The 19,519-nt window shown below is 67.4% G+C and carries 12 protein-coding genes; 7 read left to right on the forward strand and 5 right to left on the reverse strand.

The features are described 5' to 3' along the window. Nucleotides 1-3: 3 nt before the first annotated feature. From CA833_RS23870 to CA833_RS23890, 5 genes are all read left to right on the forward strand, one after another. Complete coding sequence (locus tag CA833_RS23870) at nucleotides 4-2,073, forward strand: phosphocholine-specific phospholipase C (protein ID WP_207080447.1); 2,070 nt, start codon at nucleotides 4-6, stop codon at nucleotides 2,071-2,073. A 92-nt stretch (nucleotides 2,074-2,165) separates the two neighbouring features. Continuing rightward, a complete protein-coding gene (locus CA833_RS23875) occupies nucleotides 2,166-2,585 on the forward strand; it encodes a GFA family protein (RefSeq protein ID WP_207080448.1) in 420 nt (139 codons plus the stop codon). Nucleotides 2,586-2,712: 127 nt separating this feature from the next. Next, complete coding sequence (locus tag CA833_RS23880; protein WP_370584591.1) at nucleotides 2,713-5,505, forward strand: TonB-dependent receptor; 2,793 nt, start codon at nucleotides 2,713-2,715, stop codon at nucleotides 5,503-5,505. Beyond that, the gene (locus CA833_RS23885; protein WP_242526467.1) at nucleotides 5,502-6,215 is read left to right on the forward strand and encodes a DUF6250 domain-containing protein; all 714 of its coding nucleotides are present in this window, start codon (nucleotides 5,502-5,504) and stop codon (nucleotides 6,213-6,215) included. The genes CA833_RS23880 and CA833_RS23885 overlap by 4 nt, the downstream gene beginning before the upstream one ends. Nucleotides 6,216-6,229: 14 nt before the next feature. Next, a complete protein-coding gene (locus CA833_RS23890) occupies nucleotides 6,230-8,944 on the forward strand; it encodes a Tat pathway signal sequence domain protein (RefSeq protein WP_242526468.1) in 2,715 nt (904 codons plus the stop codon). Here CA833_RS23890 and CA833_RS23895 read toward each other — a convergent pair. The 4 genes from CA833_RS23895 to CA833_RS23910 all read right to left on the reverse strand — a co-directional run bounded on the left by CA833_RS23895 (nucleotide 8,941) and on the right by CA833_RS23910 (nucleotide 13,238). Then, the gene (locus CA833_RS23895; RefSeq protein ID WP_207080450.1) at nucleotides 8,941-10,176 is read right to left on the reverse strand and encodes a dicarboxylate/amino acid:cation symporter; all 1,236 of its coding nucleotides are present in this window, start codon (nucleotides 10,174-10,176) and stop codon (nucleotides 8,941-8,943) included. The genes CA833_RS23890 and CA833_RS23895 overlap by 4 nt on opposite strands. A gap of 35 nt (nucleotides 10,177-10,211) precedes the next feature. Beyond that, nucleotides 10,212-11,231, reverse strand: a complete 1,020-nt coding sequence (gene dgcA, locus CA833_RS23900) for an N-acetyl-D-Glu racemase DgcA (RefSeq protein WP_207080451.1) — start codon at nucleotides 11,229-11,231, stop codon at nucleotides 10,212-10,214. Nucleotides 11,232-11,239: 8 nt separating this feature from the next. Next, a complete protein-coding gene (gene dgcN, locus CA833_RS23905) occupies nucleotides 11,240-12,259 on the reverse strand; it encodes an N-acetyltransferase DgcN (protein WP_142638400.1) in 1,020 nt (339 codons plus the stop codon). 94 nt (nucleotides 12,260-12,353) lie between these two features. Continuing rightward, the gene (locus tag CA833_RS23910) at nucleotides 12,354-13,238 is read right to left on the reverse strand and encodes a LysR family transcriptional regulator (RefSeq protein WP_142638398.1); all 885 of its coding nucleotides are present in this window, start codon (nucleotides 13,236-13,238) and stop codon (nucleotides 12,354-12,356) included. Nucleotides 13,239-13,534: 296 nt separating this feature from the next. On the opposite strand from CA833_RS23910, the gene CA833_RS23915 reads away from it, so the two are divergent. Both CA833_RS23915 and CA833_RS23920 read left to right on the forward strand, forming a co-directional pair. After that, nucleotides 13,535-15,115, forward strand: a complete 1,581-nt coding sequence (locus CA833_RS23915) for an amidohydrolase family protein (RefSeq protein ID WP_207081313.1) — start codon at nucleotides 13,535-13,537, stop codon at nucleotides 15,113-15,115. A 254-nt stretch (nucleotides 15,116-15,369) separates the two neighbouring features. Further along, on the forward strand, nucleotides 15,370-16,347 hold the full coding sequence (locus CA833_RS23920) for a serine hydrolase (protein ID WP_242526470.1): 978 nt from the start codon (nucleotides 15,370-15,372) through the stop codon (nucleotides 16,345-16,347). Between the two features lie 315 nt (nucleotides 16,348-16,662). Here CA833_RS23920 and CA833_RS23925 read toward each other — a convergent pair whose 3' ends face one another. Next, nucleotides 16,663-19,485: a TonB-dependent siderophore receptor gene (locus tag CA833_RS23925; protein WP_242526471.1), complete on the reverse strand. Its 2,823-nt coding sequence runs from the start codon at nucleotides 19,483-19,485 to the stop codon at nucleotides 16,663-16,665. Nucleotides 19,486-19,519 lie beyond the last annotated feature (34 nt).

The following is a 19,519-nucleotide window of genomic DNA, read 5'->3' on the forward strand; positions in this document are numbered from 1 at the left end:
TCCATGGCCGACCTCACCCGCCGCTCCCTGCTTGGCGCCGCCGCGCTGGCCGGCCTGCCCGCCTCCATCGCCCGTGCCGCCGCCATCGCGCCGGACGTGCGCAAGGGCTCGATCGAGGACGTCGCCCATGTCGTGATCCTGATGCAGGAAAACCGCAGCTTCGATCATTACTTCGGCACCCTTCGCGGGGTGCGCGGCCTGGGTGACCGTTTCCCGATCCCGCTCGCCCCGATTGACGAAAAGCCCCGCACGGTCTGGGACCAGCTCGACCGGCCCGGCGGAGGCGCCCCCCGCCTCACCCAGCCCTTCCATCTCGACACCCGCGCCGCCTTCGACGTCATGCGCGTAGCCGGTACGCCCCATACCTGGCCCGATGCGCAGGCAGCATGGGACGAGGGACGCATGGGCAACTGGGCCGAGGCCAAGACCCGTCGCGCCATGGGACACTACCGGCGTGAGGACATTCCCTTCCAGTTCGCACTCGCCGAGACTTTCACGATCTGCGACGCCTATCACTGCGCGATCCAGACCGGCACCAATACCAATCGCCTGTTCCTGTGGACCGGAACCAACGATCCCGAAGGCACCCACGGCGGCCCCGCCATCGGCAATTCGCACGACAATTTCCCCGAACAGGGCGGCGCAGCGGACGACTATCTGTGGGCCACCGTGCCCGAGCGGCTCCAGACCGCCGGGATCGACTGGCGCATCTATCAGGACATGGCCGACAACTTCACCGACAACCCGCTGGTCGGCTTCCGCACCTACCGCGAGGCGAACCGGGGCCGGGGCGACGCGGCGCTGAAGGAGCGCGCGCTCACCACCCAGGCGCTCGACCGCCTGCGCGCGGACGTGCTGGCGGGAACCTTGCCGCAAGTCAGCTGGATCGTCGCCGATGCGCAGGGCAGCGAGCACCCCGGCCCCTCCAGCCCGGCACAGGGCGCGCTTTACACGGCCAAGGTGCTTGATGCCCTGACCGCCAACCCGCGCCTCTGGGCCCGCACCGTGCTGCTGGTGATGTTCGACGAGAACGACGGTTTCTTCGATCACGTGCCGCCGCCTGCTCCGCCCTCGCAAGCAGCGGACGGCGCACTGCTGGGCGGCTCCACCATCGATCTCGCGGGCGAATACCACCGCCACCCCGCCCCCGGCGAGGACAAGATCGACAGGCCGGACCTGCGCGGGCGTCCCTATGGCCTCGGCCCCCGCGTGCCGATGTACGTCGTCTCGCCGTGGAGCCGCGGCGGCTGGGTCAATTCGCAGGTCTTCGACCATACTTCGGTGATCCGTTTCCTCGAAACCCGCTTCGGTTTCCATGAGCCGAACATCTCGCCCTGGCGCCGCGCCGTCTGCGGTGACCTGACCTCTGCCTTCGACTTCACCGCGCCGGACCGCGATCCCTTCGCCCCGCTGCCCGATCCCGCCGCCGATGCCGCGCGGGCCAGCCGCATCACGCACCAGCCGGACCCGGCCCCCGGCACCGCAAGCGCGCACCCTGCACAGGAACCCGGCCCGCGCCGTTCACGCGCACTGCCCTACCGGCTCGAGGTGACGGACCGCATCGACGCCGCCGGTCCGGTACTGCGTTTTGCCGCCGATGGCGCGGGCGCGGTCTTCCACGTCTACGACCGCAACAGGCTTGCCCAGCCGCCGCGCCGCTACACCGTGGGTGCGGGGCAAAGGATCGAAGGGCAGTGGGACTGGAGCGAAAGCGGCGGCTATGACCTCTGGGTGCTAGGCCCGAACGGATTCCACCGCCACTTTGCCGGGCACCACGACGATCCGCCGATTGCCCTCAATTGGCAACTGGGGCCGCGCAGCCTCGACCTCCACGCCGCCGATCCGGAGCCAAGGCACGCGCAGGTATTGCATGTCGCTACCGCATTGCCCGCGGCCGAGCACCGCCATAAGCAGGTCATGACGCGCCATGCCACGATCTCCTTGCGGGAAACGCAGGGCTGGTACGATGTGCTGGTCACCGCCGACGGCACGTCGTCCTGGCGGCGCAGACTGGCTGGACGCGTTGATCTGGCAGGTCGCCCCACGACGAGCGATCCCTTCACGGCAGCATAGAAAGGACCGGACACCCGGATCGCCGCGCAAGCTGTACTTGCGCGGCGATCCGGCGCAGCATGCCGTATCCCCAACGGACAAAGGCATGGGCAATGACCGTTATCACCTCCGGCTCCTGCCAGTGCGGCGCCGTGCGCTTTGAAATCCTCGGACCATTCGAGAGCTTCTTTCTCTGCCATTGCTCGCGCTGCCGCAAGGACACCGGCTCCGCCCATGCCGCGAACCTGTTCTCGGCGTCCGCCAGTGTGGTCTGGCGCGCCGGAAACGAGCTGATCACCCACTACCGCCTCCCCGAGACCCGGCATGCCCGCAGCTTCTGCTCGGTCTGCGGATCGCCGGTGCCCTGCGTGCAGATGGACGTTCAAATGGACGGCGCCCTGCTGGTGGTGCCGGCCGGCAGTCTCGATGACGAGATCGCCAATGTGCCCGATGCCCACATCTGTTTCGCCAGCCGCGCATCCTGGGAAGACCGCATGGCCGTCGCCCCGAAGCTGGATGACCTTCCCGGCTGAACAAGGCCAGGGCTTGCGGCAATTCTCCAGGATTTCCGCCAACTTGGGACGCGGATAGCAAAACTTTATTGTCAACCAAATCAGTGGAGATTAGCCATGCGCACCCGGATTAGTCCGACAAAAAGGGGTGCGTATCTTGTATCGTCTCACCGGAGCCGCCGTGCTCCTGCTCACCAGCACGTCCGTCCTCGCGCAGGAAGCGCAGGTCCCGAACGCTTCGGACAAGGCCGAAAATCCTGCCGGACATGCCGAGATCATGGTCACCGGCATCCGCAAGAGCCTGGCCGACTCGCTGGCCGTGAAACGCGATTCCGCGCAAGTCGTCGACGCCATCTCGGCCGAGGACGTCGGCAAGTTCCCCGACAAGAACATCGGCGAAGCGCTCCAGCGCGTGACCGGCGTGCAGATCACCCGCAGCGGCGGTGAAGGTTCAGCGATCACCATTCGCGGCGCCGACCCCTCGCTCAACCGCGTCGAGATCAACGGCCAGTCGGCACTCTCCACCTCGATCGCGGCAGCGGCCGGCAACGGCAGCAACCGCGCGGTCGATTTCCGCGACCTGCCCGCTGAATTCGTCTCGCGCCTCGAAGTGCTGAAATCGGCCACGCCGGACATGACCGAGGGCGGCCTCGGCGGCACCGTGCGCATCATCACCCGCCGCCCGTTCGACAGCAGGGACGGCTATCTCGCCGGTTCCGCGCAGGGCATCTACAACGAACTGGCCGACAAGGTGGACCCCAAGTTCGCGCTGATCGGCTCGAAGCTCTTCGCCCACGATACCATCGGCGTGCTGCTCTCGGGCACTTACGAGAACCGCACGATCCGCTACGATCAGGCACGCACCACCGGCTGGCGCCAGGTCGAGACCACGCAGCCCGCCACGCCTGCTGCGCAAAACTGCCTCTCGGGCCGCAATCAGGCCCGCTGCGTCGACCTTGACGGCAGCGGCTTCGGCGATTTCTACCCCGACATCCCGCGTTACATCACCGCGACCGAGCCAACCAAGCGCTATGCGGTGAACGGCATTCTCGAATGGCGCCCGAACGACGATTTCCGCGCCTATATCGAAGGCACCTACACCCGCAGCGACACCACCTCGGACGACCAGTACCTCCAGCTCAGCACCACCCAGTCGGTGGCAAACGGCGGCATCGATCCCGCCAGCGTCGTCATCCGTGACGAGACCGCGCAGACGGTGACGTTCATCAACGGTTCCAACGCCGGTTCAGGACCGAGCGTGAACTATCGCAGCGTGATCGGCACGCTCAACCGCCGCACCTTCAACGGCATTCTCGGCGCCGAGTGGACCACCGGCAAGTTCAAGTTCTCCGCACGCGGCACGTATGCCGCCTCGCGCGTGCTCAATGACGAAGTGGACGTGACCGCCTCGGTCTCCGGCAAGGACGCATTGCCGTGGATCACCATCGACTACGACAACCCGCAGCACGCGCCGCAGATCATCCTGCCGATCGACACGACCACCACCGAGGGCATCAACACGCTGTCCGTCGAGGCCCGCCCGCGCCTCAACCGCCAGCATGAGGCCGGCGGCAAGTTCGATGCCGAGTACCGCCCCGACGGCAATGGATTCCTCACCTCGCTCAAGAGCGGGATCGAACTGAACCAGCTGGTGTCCAGCAGCCGCTTCCAGAACGCGGTCTATACGCTGAACGGCATCACCGGCCAGACCACGCTGACCCGCTCGGGCGTGAGCGGCACGCAAGTACTCGCCACCACCACCCCCGCCGCACAGCTCGCCAATATCCGGAGCCTGCTCGACACCTATGGCGGCATGGGCGACGGCAGCTTCTTCAAGACCGGTGATCTCGGCTTCTCGGGCATCGACCGGTGGTGGAACCTGGGCAACAGTCTCGCCAATGCGGTCGGCATTCCCGATCCCTACACCAGCATCTCCCCGCTCGACACTTACCGGGTCAAGGAAAGCACGGTCGCCGGATACGTCCAGAGTGCGTTCAAGGCCGACCTCGGCTTCGACCTCACCGGCGTGGTCGGCGCGCGCCTCGTGCATACGCGCACCGTCTCGACCGGCAGCCAGAGCACCGACGGCGTCATCACGCCGGCACGCTATACCGGCGAGTATACCGTGCTGCTGCCCTCGCTGAACCTGCGCGCCGAAGTGATCCCGCGCAAGCTGGTGGTGCGCGCCACTGCGTCCGACGTGCTGGCGCGCCCGGCGCCTTCGCAGATGGCCCCCAACGTCAAGCTGGACTCGGTCGGCCTCACCGGATCGCGCGGCAATCCGGGCCTGAAACCCTACCGGGCCTGGCAGTACGACCTCGGGCTCGAATACTATATTTCGCGCACGAACTACGTCTCGATCACCGGCTTCCGCAAGGACATCAAGTCGTTCATCGACACCGCCAGCCACGAGGAAGAGATCGACGGGCAGGTCTATACGATCAAGATGCCGATCAACGGCACCCAGCACGTCACCATCCAGGGCTTCGAGGCGGGCGCGCAGCTGGGGCTGGACTTCCTGCCGGGGCTGCTGGGCAATCTCGGCGTGACGGCCAACTACACCTTCAACACCGACAGCGGCTACGAAGGGAAGGACTACTTCACCGGCGCCTCGCTGCCGTTCCCGGGCGTCTCGCGCAACAGCTACAATGCCTCGGTGTTCTATGACGACGGGCACTTCGCCATTCGCGGGTCCTACAACTGGCGCAGCCGCTACCTGATCAACGCGGTCGATCGCGGCAACAACCCCTCGTTCGGCGAGGCTTTCGGCCAGTTCGACGCTTCGGCCAGCTATATCATCAACCCGCATGTCTCGGTGTTCCTGGAAGGCGTGAACCTCACCGATTCCACGCGCATCGAGAACGCCAACAGCGTCTATCGCCGCAACGTGATCGAGACTTATGGCCGCCGCATCTACTTCGGCGTGCGGGCCAAGCTGTGACGCTTCCGGACCTGTCCCGACGCGCGGTGGTCGCGGGGCTGGCGGGAGCCTGTCTCCTGCCGGTCCCGGCCCTCGCACGCGGCGGTGATCGGAGGCTGTTTACCGACGACTTCCGCCACGGCCTCCGCGAGTGGCGGGTCGAGGCGGAGGCCCCGGCACAGGTTTCCGTGGCGGACGGCGTGCTCGATATCGAGGCGCCCGCCGGGCTGACCCTGTGGTTCCTGCCCCGCCTCGCAGGCCGGATCGCCATCGACTACGAGGCGCAGGCCGTCTCCGCAGGCGGCGCGTTTGACCGGGTGAGCGACCTCAACTGCTTCTGGATGGCGCAGGATCCTGCCGCGCCCGCAGGCGATGCGCTGGCCCGCCCGCGTTCGGGCAAGTTCGAGGACTACGACACCCTCGAAACCTACTACGCGGGCCTTGGCGGCAACGGCAATTCCACCACACGCTTTCGCCGCTATGTCGGCACGCCCGGCGTGCGGCCGCTGCTGCCGGAAAACGACCGGCGCGGCGCGGCGGACATGCTCACCGCCAACCGCTGGCAGCGCATCCGCCTGACCGCCGACGGACCGCACATCGGCTTCTTCCGCGACGGACAGGCACTGTTCGCCTTCGAAGATCCCCGCCCCCTGACCAGCGGTCGCTTCGCGCTGCGCACCACCGCCAGCCATCTGCGGCTGCGCAATTTCACCGTCTCCCGCCTCGTTTGATCTGAGGAATGTCGATGCCTTGCTCTCGTCGTGCCGTGCTGCGTGCCACCCTCCTTGGCGGCGGCGCACTTTGTCTGCCCGCACGCGTGCTTGCCGCGCCCTCGCGCGTGCCGGACATCGATCTGCACTGGCTGGACGGCACCGCGCCCGCATGGGACGCCGGGCAGAGCTTCGGCGTGCCCTGGCCGCGCGGCACGCTGCGTCATGCGGGGCGCCTTGCCGCGCGAACGGAGGACGGCGCGCCGCTGCCGGTCCAGAGCTGGCCGCTCGCCTATTGGCCGGACGGTTCGATCAAGTGGAGCGGCCATGCGCTCCCTGCGGGGCATCATGCGCCGGAGCAGGTCGAGATCACCGCAGGACGCCCCGCGAACCCGGGCGAAACGGTCTCGGTCGAGCAGCTGGCCGAAGCCGTGATCGTCACGGTCGGCCCCACCCGCTGGCGGGTGCCGAAAACCGGCAGCGCGGTGATCGCCTCTGCCGAGCGCGAGGGCCGGGTGCTGCTCCGCGACGTTGCGCTGGTCGCCCGCGCGCAGGATGCCGCCTCGGGCGAAGAGGCCGATACCCTCTCGCAGCAGCATTTCACCAGCCGCATCGACAGCGTGACCGTCGAGCAAACCGGCCCGGTCCGCGCCGTGCTCAAGGTCGACGGCATCCATGCCGGAGCAGCGCGGGCTTGGCTGCCGTTCAGCCTGCGCCTCTATTTCACCAGCGGCAGTGAGGCCGTGCGGATCGTCCACAGCGTGATCTGGGACGGCGATGCCGAGCACGATTTCCTTTCGGGCCTTGGCGTCACCGCACATGTACCCATGCGCGGAGGACTGCATGATCGCCATGTCCGCCTTGCTACCGAAAATAGCCTCTTTGCCGAAGCCGTGCGCCCGCTGACCGGCCTGCGCCGCGATCCCGGCGAGGCGTTCCGGCAGGCCCAGATCGACGGCCGCGCCGTGCCCGATCTGGCGGCCTTGCCCGAAACGTTCGCGCCGTTGCTGGAGAGCATTCCCGCCTGGGGCGATTTCCGGTTGTTCCAGGGCTCGTCCGAAGGTTTTCTGCTCACCAAGCGCACCCGCAAGGGCCGCGCGCCGATCCAGTCGCTCGAAGGCCACCGGGCGCGGGGGCTCGCCTATGTCGGCTCGCCGCAGGGCGGGGCGGCGATCGGCATGGCGGACTTCTGGAAGCGCCATCCGGTCCAGCTCGACATTGCCGGGGCGACGGGCGAGGAGGCCCAGCTTACTGCATGGCTCTGGGCGCCCGATGCCCCGGCGATGGACATGCGCTCCTACCGCGACGTCTTGGGCATGACCGACTATCCGGCACAGAACCGGGGTCTCGACGTGACTTACGAGGATTACGAGCCGGGCTGGGATTCCGCCAAGGGCATCGCCCGCACCAATGAACTCTGGCTCTGGGCGCTACCCGCCACGCCCGATGCGGCAACACTGGAAAGCTACGCTGCCCATGTCGCCCGCCCGCCGCGCCTTCAGGCCAGCCCCGCTCAGATCCGCGCTGCCGGGGTGTTTGGAGACTGGGCCCTGCCCGCCGCCAGCGGCCCGGCGGCCGAGGCTGTGGAACGCCAGAACGACCTGCTGCTCGGCCACTATCAGGGCGAGATCGAACGGCGGCACTGGTACGGTTTCTGGAACCACGGCGACGTCATGCACACCTACGATGCCGACCGGCACCAGTGGCGCTACGACATCGGCGGCTATGCCTGGGACAACAGCGAACTCTCGACCGACCTCTGGCTCTGGTACAGCTACTTGCGCACCGGCCGCGCCGACCTGTTTCGCATGGCCGAGGCGATGACGCGCCATACCGGCGAAGTCGATGTCTACCACGCCGGGCCGTGGGCTGGGCTCGGCACCCGCCACGGCGTCCAGCACTGGAGCGACAGCTCGAAGCAGCCGCGCGTCTCCAACGCGGCCTATCGCCGCATCTATTATTACCTCACCGGCGACGAACGCGTGGGCGACCTGATGCGCGCGCTGATCCACTCCGACCTTGCGCTCCAGAAAGTCGACATCGGCCGCAAGGTGGCGGACCGCGCCCCGGAATCGCTGCCGCCCGGCGGCATCGCGGCGGTGACCAAGCCGCAGGGGCTGCCCGAAGGCGTGATCCAGCTGCAGTTCGGCACCAGTTGGGGCAGCCTGGTCGCCGCCTGGTTCACCGAGTGGGAACGCACCGGCGAGCGCCACTGGCGCGACCGTATCCTGGCCGGCATGGACAGCATCGCCGCCCTGCCGCTCCAGTGGTGGGCAGGCGGCGCCAATTTCGACCTGACCAGCGGCCGCTTCGTCTCCGGCGGCGAGCAGATCAGCGTCAGCCACCTCAATGCCGTGTTCGGCGTGGTCGAGATCATGGCCGAAGTGCTGCCGCTGGTCGATGCGCCGCGCTACCGCGCCGCCTGGATCGACTATTGTGCCTGGTACAATGCGCCCGCCGCGGACTGGAAGCGGCGCTTCGGTGAGCCACCGCGCGGCCACAACCTGCGGCAGGCCCATTCACGCCTCACCGCCTATGCCGCCCATGCACTGGGCGATGCGGCGTTGGCACGGCGGGCCTGGACCGAGTTTCACGCGGGCGAGCTGCCGGACCGGCTTACGGCACGCTCCGTAGGCGCAGGGCAAGTCGAGATCGCCGGGCTTTCCACCAACAGCGCCGCGCAGTGGGGGCTGGGGGCGATTCAGAACCTCGCCCTGCTGCCCGCCGGCTTGGTCGAAGGATCCGGCTAGGACCGGGCGGGCGCCTCATCCCGCGCCAGCCGGGCGACCGTGGCGGTCACGGTCAGGTTGGCGCTGGCGCTGGCGACCGTGCGGGTCATGTCGAGCAGCCGGTCGAACGGCAGCACGAAGCCCACCACCAGCGCGGTCTGCTCGGCCGAGACGCCCACCGCCGCCAGCACTGCCGCCAGCATGAACAGCGAGGCCGAAGGGATCGGCGCGGTACCGAAAGCGGCCAGCGATCCGGTCAGCAGCACCAGCGCAAGCATGACCGCATCGACATGGACACCCAGCGCCTGAAGACTGAACACGCTGAGCAGGCCGACGTACATCGCGGTGCCGTCCTTGCCGATGCTGGCGCCGATCGGCAGCACGGTGGAGGCGACGCCCGGCTCGATCGCCAGGTCTTCCAGCGCGATGCGCAGCGCCACCGGCAGGGTCGCCGCCGAGGAGGCAGTGGAGAAGGCCACCACCAGCGCATCGAAGGCGGCGCGGAAAAAGCCGCGCACGGAAAGTCGCGCCGCCAGCTTGATCAGCGGCAGGTGCACCAGCACGATCTGGGCGATCACCCCCAGCACCACGCAAAGCGCCAGCATGCCGATGTTGGTGAAGACGGCCACGCCGTTTTCCGCCACCGCACCGGCAATCAGCGCCATGACGCCCAACGGCGTGACTTCCATCACCAGCGTGACGAGGTGGAACAGCACCCGCCCTGCCGCTTGCAGCAAGGCCGCGACCGGCTTGCCCGGCTCGCCCGCCAGCACCGTGCTGAAGCCGAAGGCCATGGCAAAAAAGATGATCGCCAGCATGTCGCCATCGGCGAGCGACTGGACGATGTTGACCGGGACGATGCCCATGAGCTGGTCGTGGACCGACTTGGGCGTGCCCAGCGCATGGGCCTGCGCATTGCCGATGGCCGCTCCCGCCCCCGGTTCGACCAGCAGGCCGACGATCATGCCGATGCTCACCGCGCAGGCCGTGGTCGCCGCGAAGAGCAGCACCGTGCGCGCGCCCACCGCCCCCAGCTTGCGCGGGTCGGCCAGCGCGGTCACCCCCGAGGCGATGCTGACAAAGACGATCGGCACCACCAGCATGCGGATCAGCCGCACGAACAGTTCGCCGATCCAGCCGATCCACGGTGTCGCCGCCGGCCAGAACAGCCCTATCGCTACGCCGCAGGCCAGCCCGATCATCACCCGCCGCCACAGCGGCACGCCTAACCAGCTACGAAACAGGGCTTTCATCAAGACTCCAATGCGTGACCCGCGACCCTTGGTAATTAGCCCGCAGTGCCCCGAGGCGCGGCTTCAAGTCCGCCCCAGAAACCACGTTCGGGCCCCAGCAGCATGCCACTTTCGCATGTCACCCCGCCTTGGCGATCCTGCGCGAGCCAGACCGGCCCGTCCAGATCGACGAAGGCACTGTCCGCAGCTATCACCAGCGCGGGCGCAATCGACAGCGAGGAACAGACCATGCAGCCGGTCATCCGCGTGAGCCCGCGCGCTCTGGCGGCTTCGGCCAGTTCCAGCGCGGCGGTCAGCCCGCCGGCCTTGTCGAGCTTGATATTGATCACGCGGTAGCCGTCGGGAAGGGTTTCGAGGTCCTCGGCAACATGCACGGATTCGTCCGCGGCAATCGGAATGGCCGAGAAGAACCCTGCCAGTTCCCCGTCCTCGCCCGCCGGCAGCGGCTGTTCGAGCAGGTCGACGCGCAGCTGCGCCATCAGCCCCTGCAGGTTCGCCACCTCGTCGATCGTCCAGCTCTCGTTGGGATCGACGATCAGGCGCGGGCGCGGCGCCATTTCCCGCACGGCGCGCAATTGCGCCGCAGGATCGCTGCGATCGACCTTGACCTTGATGAGCGGCACCCGTGCCAGTTCGCGGGCCGCCGCGCCCATGCGCTCGGGCGTGTCGAGGCCGACGGTCAGCGCCGTCGCCACCGGCGGCAACACCGCCGGCAGCCCCAGCGCGGCGCCGATGCCGGTGCCGGCCTGCTGCATCTCAAGATCCCACATCGCGCAGTCCAGCGCATTGCGGGCGGCGCCATAAGGCAGCAGTCGCAGCAGATCGGCCCGGGTCGCGCCCGCCTCCACCGCTCCGCGCAGCCCCTCGATGGCGGCACGGGTGGAATCCACGCTCTCGCCGTAACGGGGATAGGGCACGCATTCGCCGCGCCCGATCACACCGTTCTCTTCAAGCACGACGGTCACCACCTGGGCCTCGGTCTTGACCCCGCGCGAGATGCGGAACGGGCGCAGGAGCGGGAACGTCTCGGCAAGGACACTGAGGATGCGGGCCATGGCTCTGCTCAGGCCGCGCGCGCGAACGCCGGGTCCAGCACGGCATCGAGGATCGCCTCCACGCCCATGCGGTAAGGGTCGCTGCAAGGCAGGCCGGTCTCGGCCGAGACCTCGGCGCATAGCGCCAGCGCGGCCTCCTCCGCCATCGCCGAGGTGTTGAGCGCGATCCCGGCGATGCGCACGTCGGGGCTGGTCAGCCGCGCCACGGCCAGATTGGCGGCGATGCATTCGGCAAGGCCCGGCAGGGCGCGGCCGGCAAGGCCCCGCATCGAGGTCCGCGCGGGATCGTGGCACATCACCAGCACTTCGGGCTGGGCGCCGTGCAGCAGACCGGTGGAAACCCCGGCGAACGAGGGGTGGAACAGCGAGCCCTGCCCCTCGATCAGGTCCCAGCCACCGTCCTCGCGCGCCGGGGCGATCTGCTCGATCGCGCCCGAAATGAAGTCGGCCACGACGGCATCGAGCGGCACGCCGCTGCCCGCGATCAGGATGCCGGTCTGCCCGGTTGCGCGGAAGTCCGCCGCGATCCCGCGCCGTTCCATCGCCCGGGCGAGGCACAAGGTGGTGTACATCTTGCCGACCGAGCAATCCGTGCCCACGGTCAGCAGGCGGTGGCCGGCACGGGGGCGGCCATTGCCGACCGGAATGCCGGGCCGGGGATCCCGCACGTCATGCAGGCTGCGCCCGGTGCGGGCCGCGGTCTCGACCAGCCGCGGTTCGTCCTTGAGGCGGCTGTGCAGGCCCGAGGCGACGTCGAGCCCGGCTTCCATCGCCGCGATCGAATCCGCGATCAGGTCCTCGCCCAGCGTGCCGCCGGCATTGGCGATGCCGAGCACCAGCGTGCGAGCGCCCGCGCGCACCGCCTCGGCAAAGTCCATCCGTGCGAGGCCGAGGGTGAGCGGACAATCGTCGTGGCGGAATTCCCCCACGCAAATGTCGGGCCGGAACACCGCAAGGCCCCGCGAGGTCTTGATTCCGATGTCATCGCTGGAGTGGCCAAGGTAGAGAAGATAGGGCGTTGCAATCATGTGGCTTTCGCTCTGCTTTTGCGTCTTGCCCCTCTTCTATCGAATGGCTCGCCAAGCCCCCAATATCCAACGCCACGGACCCTATAGAACCGGGTTATAGTTCTTCGATCACCTCGCTCAGCATCTGCAGGAAATCCGCCGCCGCACGTGAAGGCGGGCGGTCCTGCAGGTAGACGGCGTTGATGTCGAACGTCAGCGCCGGTTGCAGCGGGCGGCTCGCAAGGCCGGGCTCGCTCCAGGCGGCGGCGGTGAAGTTGTCGACGATTGCCATGCCCACCCCGGCCCGCACCAGCGCCGCCGCCACATAGTAGGTGCGCGCCGAGACCACCTCGTCGAGCACGACATCGAGCCGCCCCAGTTCGCTGGCCAGCATCTGCCCGATCGGCCCGCTCTGCACCGGCGAGATGAACTTGTGGTCGCACAGTTCGTTGAGGTGCAGCCGCGAGGGGGCATTGGGAATATCCTCCTCGCGGAACAGCACGACAAGTTCGCCCTCGCCGATCACCTGATGGGCAACCGGCGCGGCGGGCGGCACCTCGAAGCTGATCGCGATGTCGGTTTCCTGCTCGTAGAGCTTGCGCACCATCTCGTCGTGGTGGAGCGTCTGCAGGTCGAACAGGATGTCCTCGTGCCCGCCCATGAACCGCGCCACCGCATCGGGCAGCGCGCCGAGCCCCAGCGAGGGCAGCGCGGAAATGCGCAGCAGGCTGCCGCGCCCCTGCCGCATGTTGTGGCAGGCGTGGCGTAGCGAGCGCACCCGTTCCTGGATCTCGGTCACTTCGTCGAACAGTGCGCGCGCTTCCTGGGTCGGGATCAGGCGGCCCTTGGCACGCTCGAACAAGGGCATGCCGATCGACTTTTCGGCATGGCGCAGGACCTTTGTGACCGAGGGCTGCGACACGCCGAGCGAACGCGCCGCCGCGCTGACCGTGCCGTGAAGGTAGACGGCGTGGAAGACTTCGATCTGGCGCAGGTTCATCAAACGGGCCTTGCAACTGGGTATGAAGAGCGCGGGGCTACGGGCGCACCGAAGCCTCGCGCAGGTCCGGCACTATAGGCAAGGCCCTGCGGGTGGACAGCCATGCATTGCGGCTATGGTCAGAAAAAGTCGAAGAACTGGACTGACTTGACGAATTGCCTGATGAGTTGAGCACGTTTCGGCGCAGTTCGCCTTGCCTCGGCGGGCGGCGCCATGAGGTCGCGTCAAACAGATTGGAACAGCCCATGCCCCCTTCCCTGCGCGCTGCGCGTCCGTGTCACCTGCTGTTCCGGCTCATGGCCACCGGTTCGCTGCTGGCCATCGGATCGGGAGCGGGAGCGGGAGCCCCCGCCGAATACGACGTCGTCATCCACGGCGGCACGATCTACGACGGCAGTGAGGCCAGGCCCTTTGTCGGCGATGTCGCGCTGACAGGAGACAAGATCGCCTATGTCGGGCCCAAGGCGCCCGGCAAGGGAGCCCGCACCATCGAGGCGAAAGGCATGATCGTCACGCCCGGCTTCATCGATGCCCACACCCATGCCGACGTCTTCATTCGCTCCGCCGATCCGGCCCAGCGCGTCAATGCCGCCTGGCTGGACCAGGGCGTCTCCACGGTGATGATCGGCGTTGACGGCGGCGGCACGCCCGATGTGGCGGACGATGCCCGCAAGCTGGAAGCATCGGGCATAGGCACCAATGCCGTGCCGTTTGTCGGTTTCGGCGCGGTGCGCCAGCGGGTGCTGGGCGAAGATGCCCGCGCGCCCGACGGCGCCGAACTCGCGCGGATGAAGGCGCTTGTCGCCAAGGCCATGTGCGAGGGCGCGACCGGCCTTTCCGCCGGGCTGTTCTACGCCCCGCAAAGTTTTGCGAAGACCGAGGAAGTGATCGCCGTCGCCCGCGAGGCGGCCGTGCGCGGCGGCCTCTACGACACCCACCAGCGCGACGAATCGAGCTATTCCATCGGCCTGCTCGGCTCGGTGGACGAAGTGCTGCGGATCGGGCGCGAGGCCGGGATGCCGGTCCACTTCGCGCATATCAAGGCGCTGGGCGTGGACGTCCAGGGCGAGGCGGCGGCCGTGATCGCGCGGATCGACAAGGCCCGCGCCGCGGGACAGGACGTCACCGCCGACCAGTATCCCTGGCTTGCCTCGGGATCGAGCCTCGATGCCTCGCTCCTGCCGCGCTGGTCGGTCGATGGCGGCGACAAGGCGCTGCTCGCCCGGCTCGACGATCCGGCGACCGCAGCCCGCATTCGCACCGAGATGGTCGAGAACCTGCGCCGCCGCGGCGGCGCGCCCTCGCTGCTGCTGACCGCGCAGGGGTATCCCTGGACCGGCAAGACGCTGGAACAGATGGCCGCCGAATGGAAGATCGATCCGATCGAGGCCGCCCTGAAGATCATCCGCCAGAGCGCCGAAAAGGGCGGCGGCGGCACCGACGTCGCCTCGTTCAACATGGCCGAAAGCGATGTCGAACTGTTCATGAAGCAGCCGTGGATCGTGACCTCCTCGGACGGTTCCAACGGCCACCCGCGCATGTACGCGACCTTCCCCGAAAAGTACGTGAAGTATGTGAAGCAGCGCAAGACCATCGATCTGGCAACGTTCGTGCGCCAATCCACCGGGCGCGTCGCGGATATCTACAGGCTGGATCATCGCGGCTACCTGAAGGCCGGCAATTTCGCGGACGTGCTGGTGTTCTCCCCCGATCGCTTCGCGCCCCGCGCTGACTACGTCCACCCCCGCGAACTCAGCACCGGCGTCAAGGCACTGTTCGTCAACGGCAAGCTCGCCGTATCCGACAGCCAGGCCACCGGCACCACCGCCGGGCGCGTGCTGCTGCGCACCGCGCCAAAGGACTGTCCGGCACGGTAACGGACGCAATTGGGAAACACGCCAAAGCCTGCTCCGGACACGATGGCGTTTCGGTAATCTCGAAGCAGTCCTGACGTTCGGTGCATCAATAGAAACATACAATCCAAGTTGCAGCTAGACTTCGACACCGCTAGCTGTTGCTTATGAATAACACAGGCGGCGCTCTGAAGCAGATAATGTACGTCAGCGTATTCGCATTGGCGGCTTGCGCCTCGACGATGGCAGACGCCAGAACAAGCAGCACGCTGCCGGATATGACCACAGCCCTGCGCGAACAGCATGTGGAGAGCGCGTCGGTCGCCGTGATCCGCAAGGGGCGGATCGTCTCGACCGGGGCTTGGGGCATGGCAGGGCCGGGCCGCGCGGCGAGCGCCTCCACGCCCTACAATCTCGCGTCGCTGACCAAGCCGCTGACGGCAGAGGTCATCCTGCGGCTGGTGTCGGCCGGCAAGCTGTCGCTCGACGAACCGATGGATCGCTACTGGAGCGATCCCGACCTGTCGCGCGATCCGCGGCGGACGAAGCTGACGGTCCGCATGGCGCTGAGCCACCGCACCGGTTTGCCGAACTGGCGCGATGCAACGGGGCTGGCCTTCGATCACGATCCCGACACGACCACCAGCTATTCGGGCGAGGGGTATCAATATGCAGCCCGCTACGCCGAGCATCGCACCGGACAGTCGTTCGAGACGCTTGCGGGCCACTGGCTGTTTACCCCCGCCCACATGCGCGCCTCGGGCTATGTCTCGGCGCAAGGCGCCACGGAGCCGATCGCCGTGCCCTACGACGACGCGGGCAAGCCGCTGCCGGTCGAGCCGGTGACGCGCTACAACGCTGCCGATCTGGCGCACGCGACGGCGCGCGACTATGCGCACTTCCTCATCGATGCCCGCAACGACCGGGGGCTGGTCGCATCTGTCTCGGCACAGCGCAGCAAATCGCAGGCCGACCTTACGCCCGAGATATGTGCCGGAACGAAAGCGGCCACGTGTCCACCCTGGACCGGCTTCGGCCTCGGCTGGCAGCTCCTCGGCTTTCCCGATGGCACGACGATGCTCCACACCGGCAAGGATGCCGGAGCCTTCACATTTGCCGCGATCGACCGCGTGAGCGGTGACGGGATCGTCATCCTGACCAACAGCGATAACGGCTGGCGGATCATCCTGCCCGTCCTTGAGCGCACCGGCAGCGATCCGAAGCTCATCGCCTTCCTTCGCGGCCAGATGAACTGACGTGACCCAAAGCATCGGCCACCACCATGGCCGTTGCCGCCGCGCGCGAGGAAGGCGAACACCGCTTTTGTGAACTGGCGGCAGGACGATGCGAAACGGCCTGGACCGTAACCGCATGAGCGCCAGCTATCGCCGCCCCCCGGCTTCGAGCCTGCCGGCGCCACGCATGCCGCCGCGGCGGGTCTCTACGCGCACATCAAAAAAGCACCGGCCGGCGATGCTCTCGCCGACCGGTGCTTTGCGACCCCGAAGGCTCGGGAAATCGGTGGTAAAACGGCTGCCGGGCAGAGCCTGCGCTCGGCCCGGCAGGCCCGATCACTTCAGTTCGAAACGCACGCCCAGGCGGAACGAGCGGCCCAGCATGTCGCTGTAGGTGGTGTTCGCAGCCATGCCGCTTTCCGGCAGCAGCAGCGGCGAGGCATTGAACAGGTTCGTCACGTTGAGGAAGAACTCCGACTTGCCCAGCAGCGAATCCCCCAGCTTGATGGTGGCATTGGCATCCACGTAGAACGTGCCGGAGACATGGTTGTCGTCGATCGTCGAGACCAGCGTGGTCGAGGCCGGGCAGCTGGAGGTGCACTCGGTATAGCTGGCGCTGTAGCGGCCCGAACTGATGCCGCGCGCGGTGCCGGTCAGGCTGAACGTCGGCGTGTCGTAAGTGGCCGAGAAGCGGTAGATCCAGCTCGGCGGACCGTAGCCGCCGTTGGTTCCCGCGGTATCGAGCGGCGTGGTGATGCCGTCGTTGACCACGTTGTCGATATAATGCGTCGCCAGCGCCCGCAGCGAGATCGCCCCGTCGCCGAGCGGGCGGCGATAGCCAAGCTCGAAGTCGATGCCGCGCGTGGTGATCCGGTTGAAGTTGAACGGGCTGGCCGTGAACAGGTAATCGCGCTGGCCGCTCGGGTCAGGGGTATAACCTGCACAGAAGTCGGTATGGCCCTCGATGCAGCGGTTGTAGATGTCCTGCGAGTAGTACTGGCTGATCGCGTCCTTGAGCTTGATCTGGAACCAGTCGGCCGAGAACGACAGGCCCGGCAGGAAGCGCGGCGTCAGCACGCCGCCGATCACGGTCGAATCCGCCTTTTCGGGCTTCAGGTTGGGATTGCCGGTGGTCGTCTCGAGGAAGGTGTAGACGGTGCCGGTGTTGGGATCGGTCAGCGTATTGGTGCGCGAGGTGCCCGCCGCATAGAGTTCGGACAGGTTGGGCGCACGAATATCGCGCGACTGGGTGACGCGCAGGCGGAAGTCGGGGATCGGCTGCCAGGTGGCGCCCGCCTTCCAGGTGGTCACGTAGCCCGAGGTCGAATAGTCGGTGGCGCGCACGGCGCCGTTGAATTCGAGGCCGAGGCCCAGCGGCACCACGGTTTCAAGGTAGGCTTCCTTGACGTTGTAGCTGCCGAAGGTGGGCAGGAAGTTGCCGACCGACCAGCCGCTCTGGTACTCGGTGGGAACGTAGCCGGAGACTTCCTCGCGCCGGTATTCGCCGCCGATGGCAAGGCTGACGTCGCCCGCCCAGGTGGCGAACGGGGTGACCGAGAGGTTCACGCCCGCGGTGGTCTGCTCCAGCTTCTGGTTGCGATAGGGATCGCCGAGGATATAGTCGGCCATCTCCTGCGTCATCACCCCGGTGCCCAGCCAGTTGACCGGCACGCAGCCGTTGGTCGGGTCGGTGAGCGTCGAACGGCAGACGATGTTGCCCGAGCTGTCGAACACCGCGTCCGACGCCAGCGTCGTCTTTGCGGTATTCATGATGTTGCGCATCTTCTCGTGGGTATGCGTCACGCCGTACTGGCCATAGGCGCTCCACACCGCCGACTTGCCGAACATCTCGAACTCGCCCTCGGCGCCGAGGGCGTAGCGCTGGACGTCACGCTGGTTGTTGGTGACGCGGTAGGGCAGGTCGGACGCCGTGGTGCCGAGCGATACCGAGGTCACGCCCGCCAGCGCATCGGCGCCCAGCGCATTGATCAGATAGGCATTGCTGGCCGAGAGCGTGCGCGCCGAGGAGAGCTGCGGCCCGGCGTTGAACATCGAACGCGTCCAGCTGTACGAGGCCTCGCCCCAGACGGAGATCCAGTCCGCCACGTCGTAGCTGACGCGGCCGTAGACGTTGCGGCGGTCATCCTCGGCGCCAAGGCCGATGTTGCGGCCGTTGTCCGCCAGGGCCCAGTCGCCGCCGACAGACACCGACGAGGTCGACAGCGAACCGTAGTCATAGTGGTTCACCGAGCCGCCTTCGCCGAAGTAGATGCCGCGCAGCGAATTGGCCGTGGTGCCCGAGGACGAGTTGATGATGCCGCCCGGCAGCGCATTGTTGGTGCCGCCCGGCGAGACCGTGATGTAACGCGGCAATCCGTTGGTGGCGGTATAGTCCGGGTTGGCGATGATGCGATCGCCATGCGCGTTCCACTTGCGCGAGGTCTTGAAGATGCCGTCGGTGTGGGCGTACTCGCCGCTCAGCAGGACATGGCCGCGCCCGCCGCCGAACGAGAAGCCGCCCGCGGCCTGGAACGAGTAGTTCGCGCCGTCGCCGTACTGGGTGATGCCGGTATCGGCGCTGAGCTTGAGGCCTTCGTACTTCTTGTCGAGCACGAAGTTGACGACGCCGGCCACCGCGTCCGAGCCATAGGCCGCCGAGGCGCCGCCGGTGACGACTTCCACGCTCTTCACCAACTGCTGCGGGAAGGTGTTGATGTCGACCAGGCCGGTCACGCTCGAACCGACCGAGCGGCGACCGTCCAGCAGGACCAGGGTGCGGATCTCGCCCATGTTGCGCAAGTTGAGCGCGTTGATCCCGGCAAGGCCCGAACTCAGCGCCAGGCGCGAGTTCGACGGACGGGTGCTGCCCGCAAGCGCCGGAAGCTGGTTGACGAAGTCCGCCAGGTTGTTCGACGGCGACTGGTTCTGGATGTCTTCCTTGGTCATCACCGTCAGCGGGGTCGGCGATTCAAAGCCCTGGCGGGCAATGCGCGAACCGGTGACGATGACGACGTTTTCCTCTTTCGCCTTCTCCGCATCCGGCGCGGCGGTGTCCTGCGCGAAAGCCGGTGCGCACCAGGCGCTTGCCGTCATGCCCAATGCCGCACCCATGGCGAGACGGGACACAGTGACCTTGTTGACTCGTATCAGATCGAACATCGAAACCCCCCTATGACGCCGGACGCCCGGCAGC

The organism is Novosphingobium sp. KA1 (assembly GCF_017309955.1).
Classification (GTDB): Bacteria; Pseudomonadota; Alphaproteobacteria; order Sphingomonadales; family Sphingomonadaceae; genus Novosphingobium.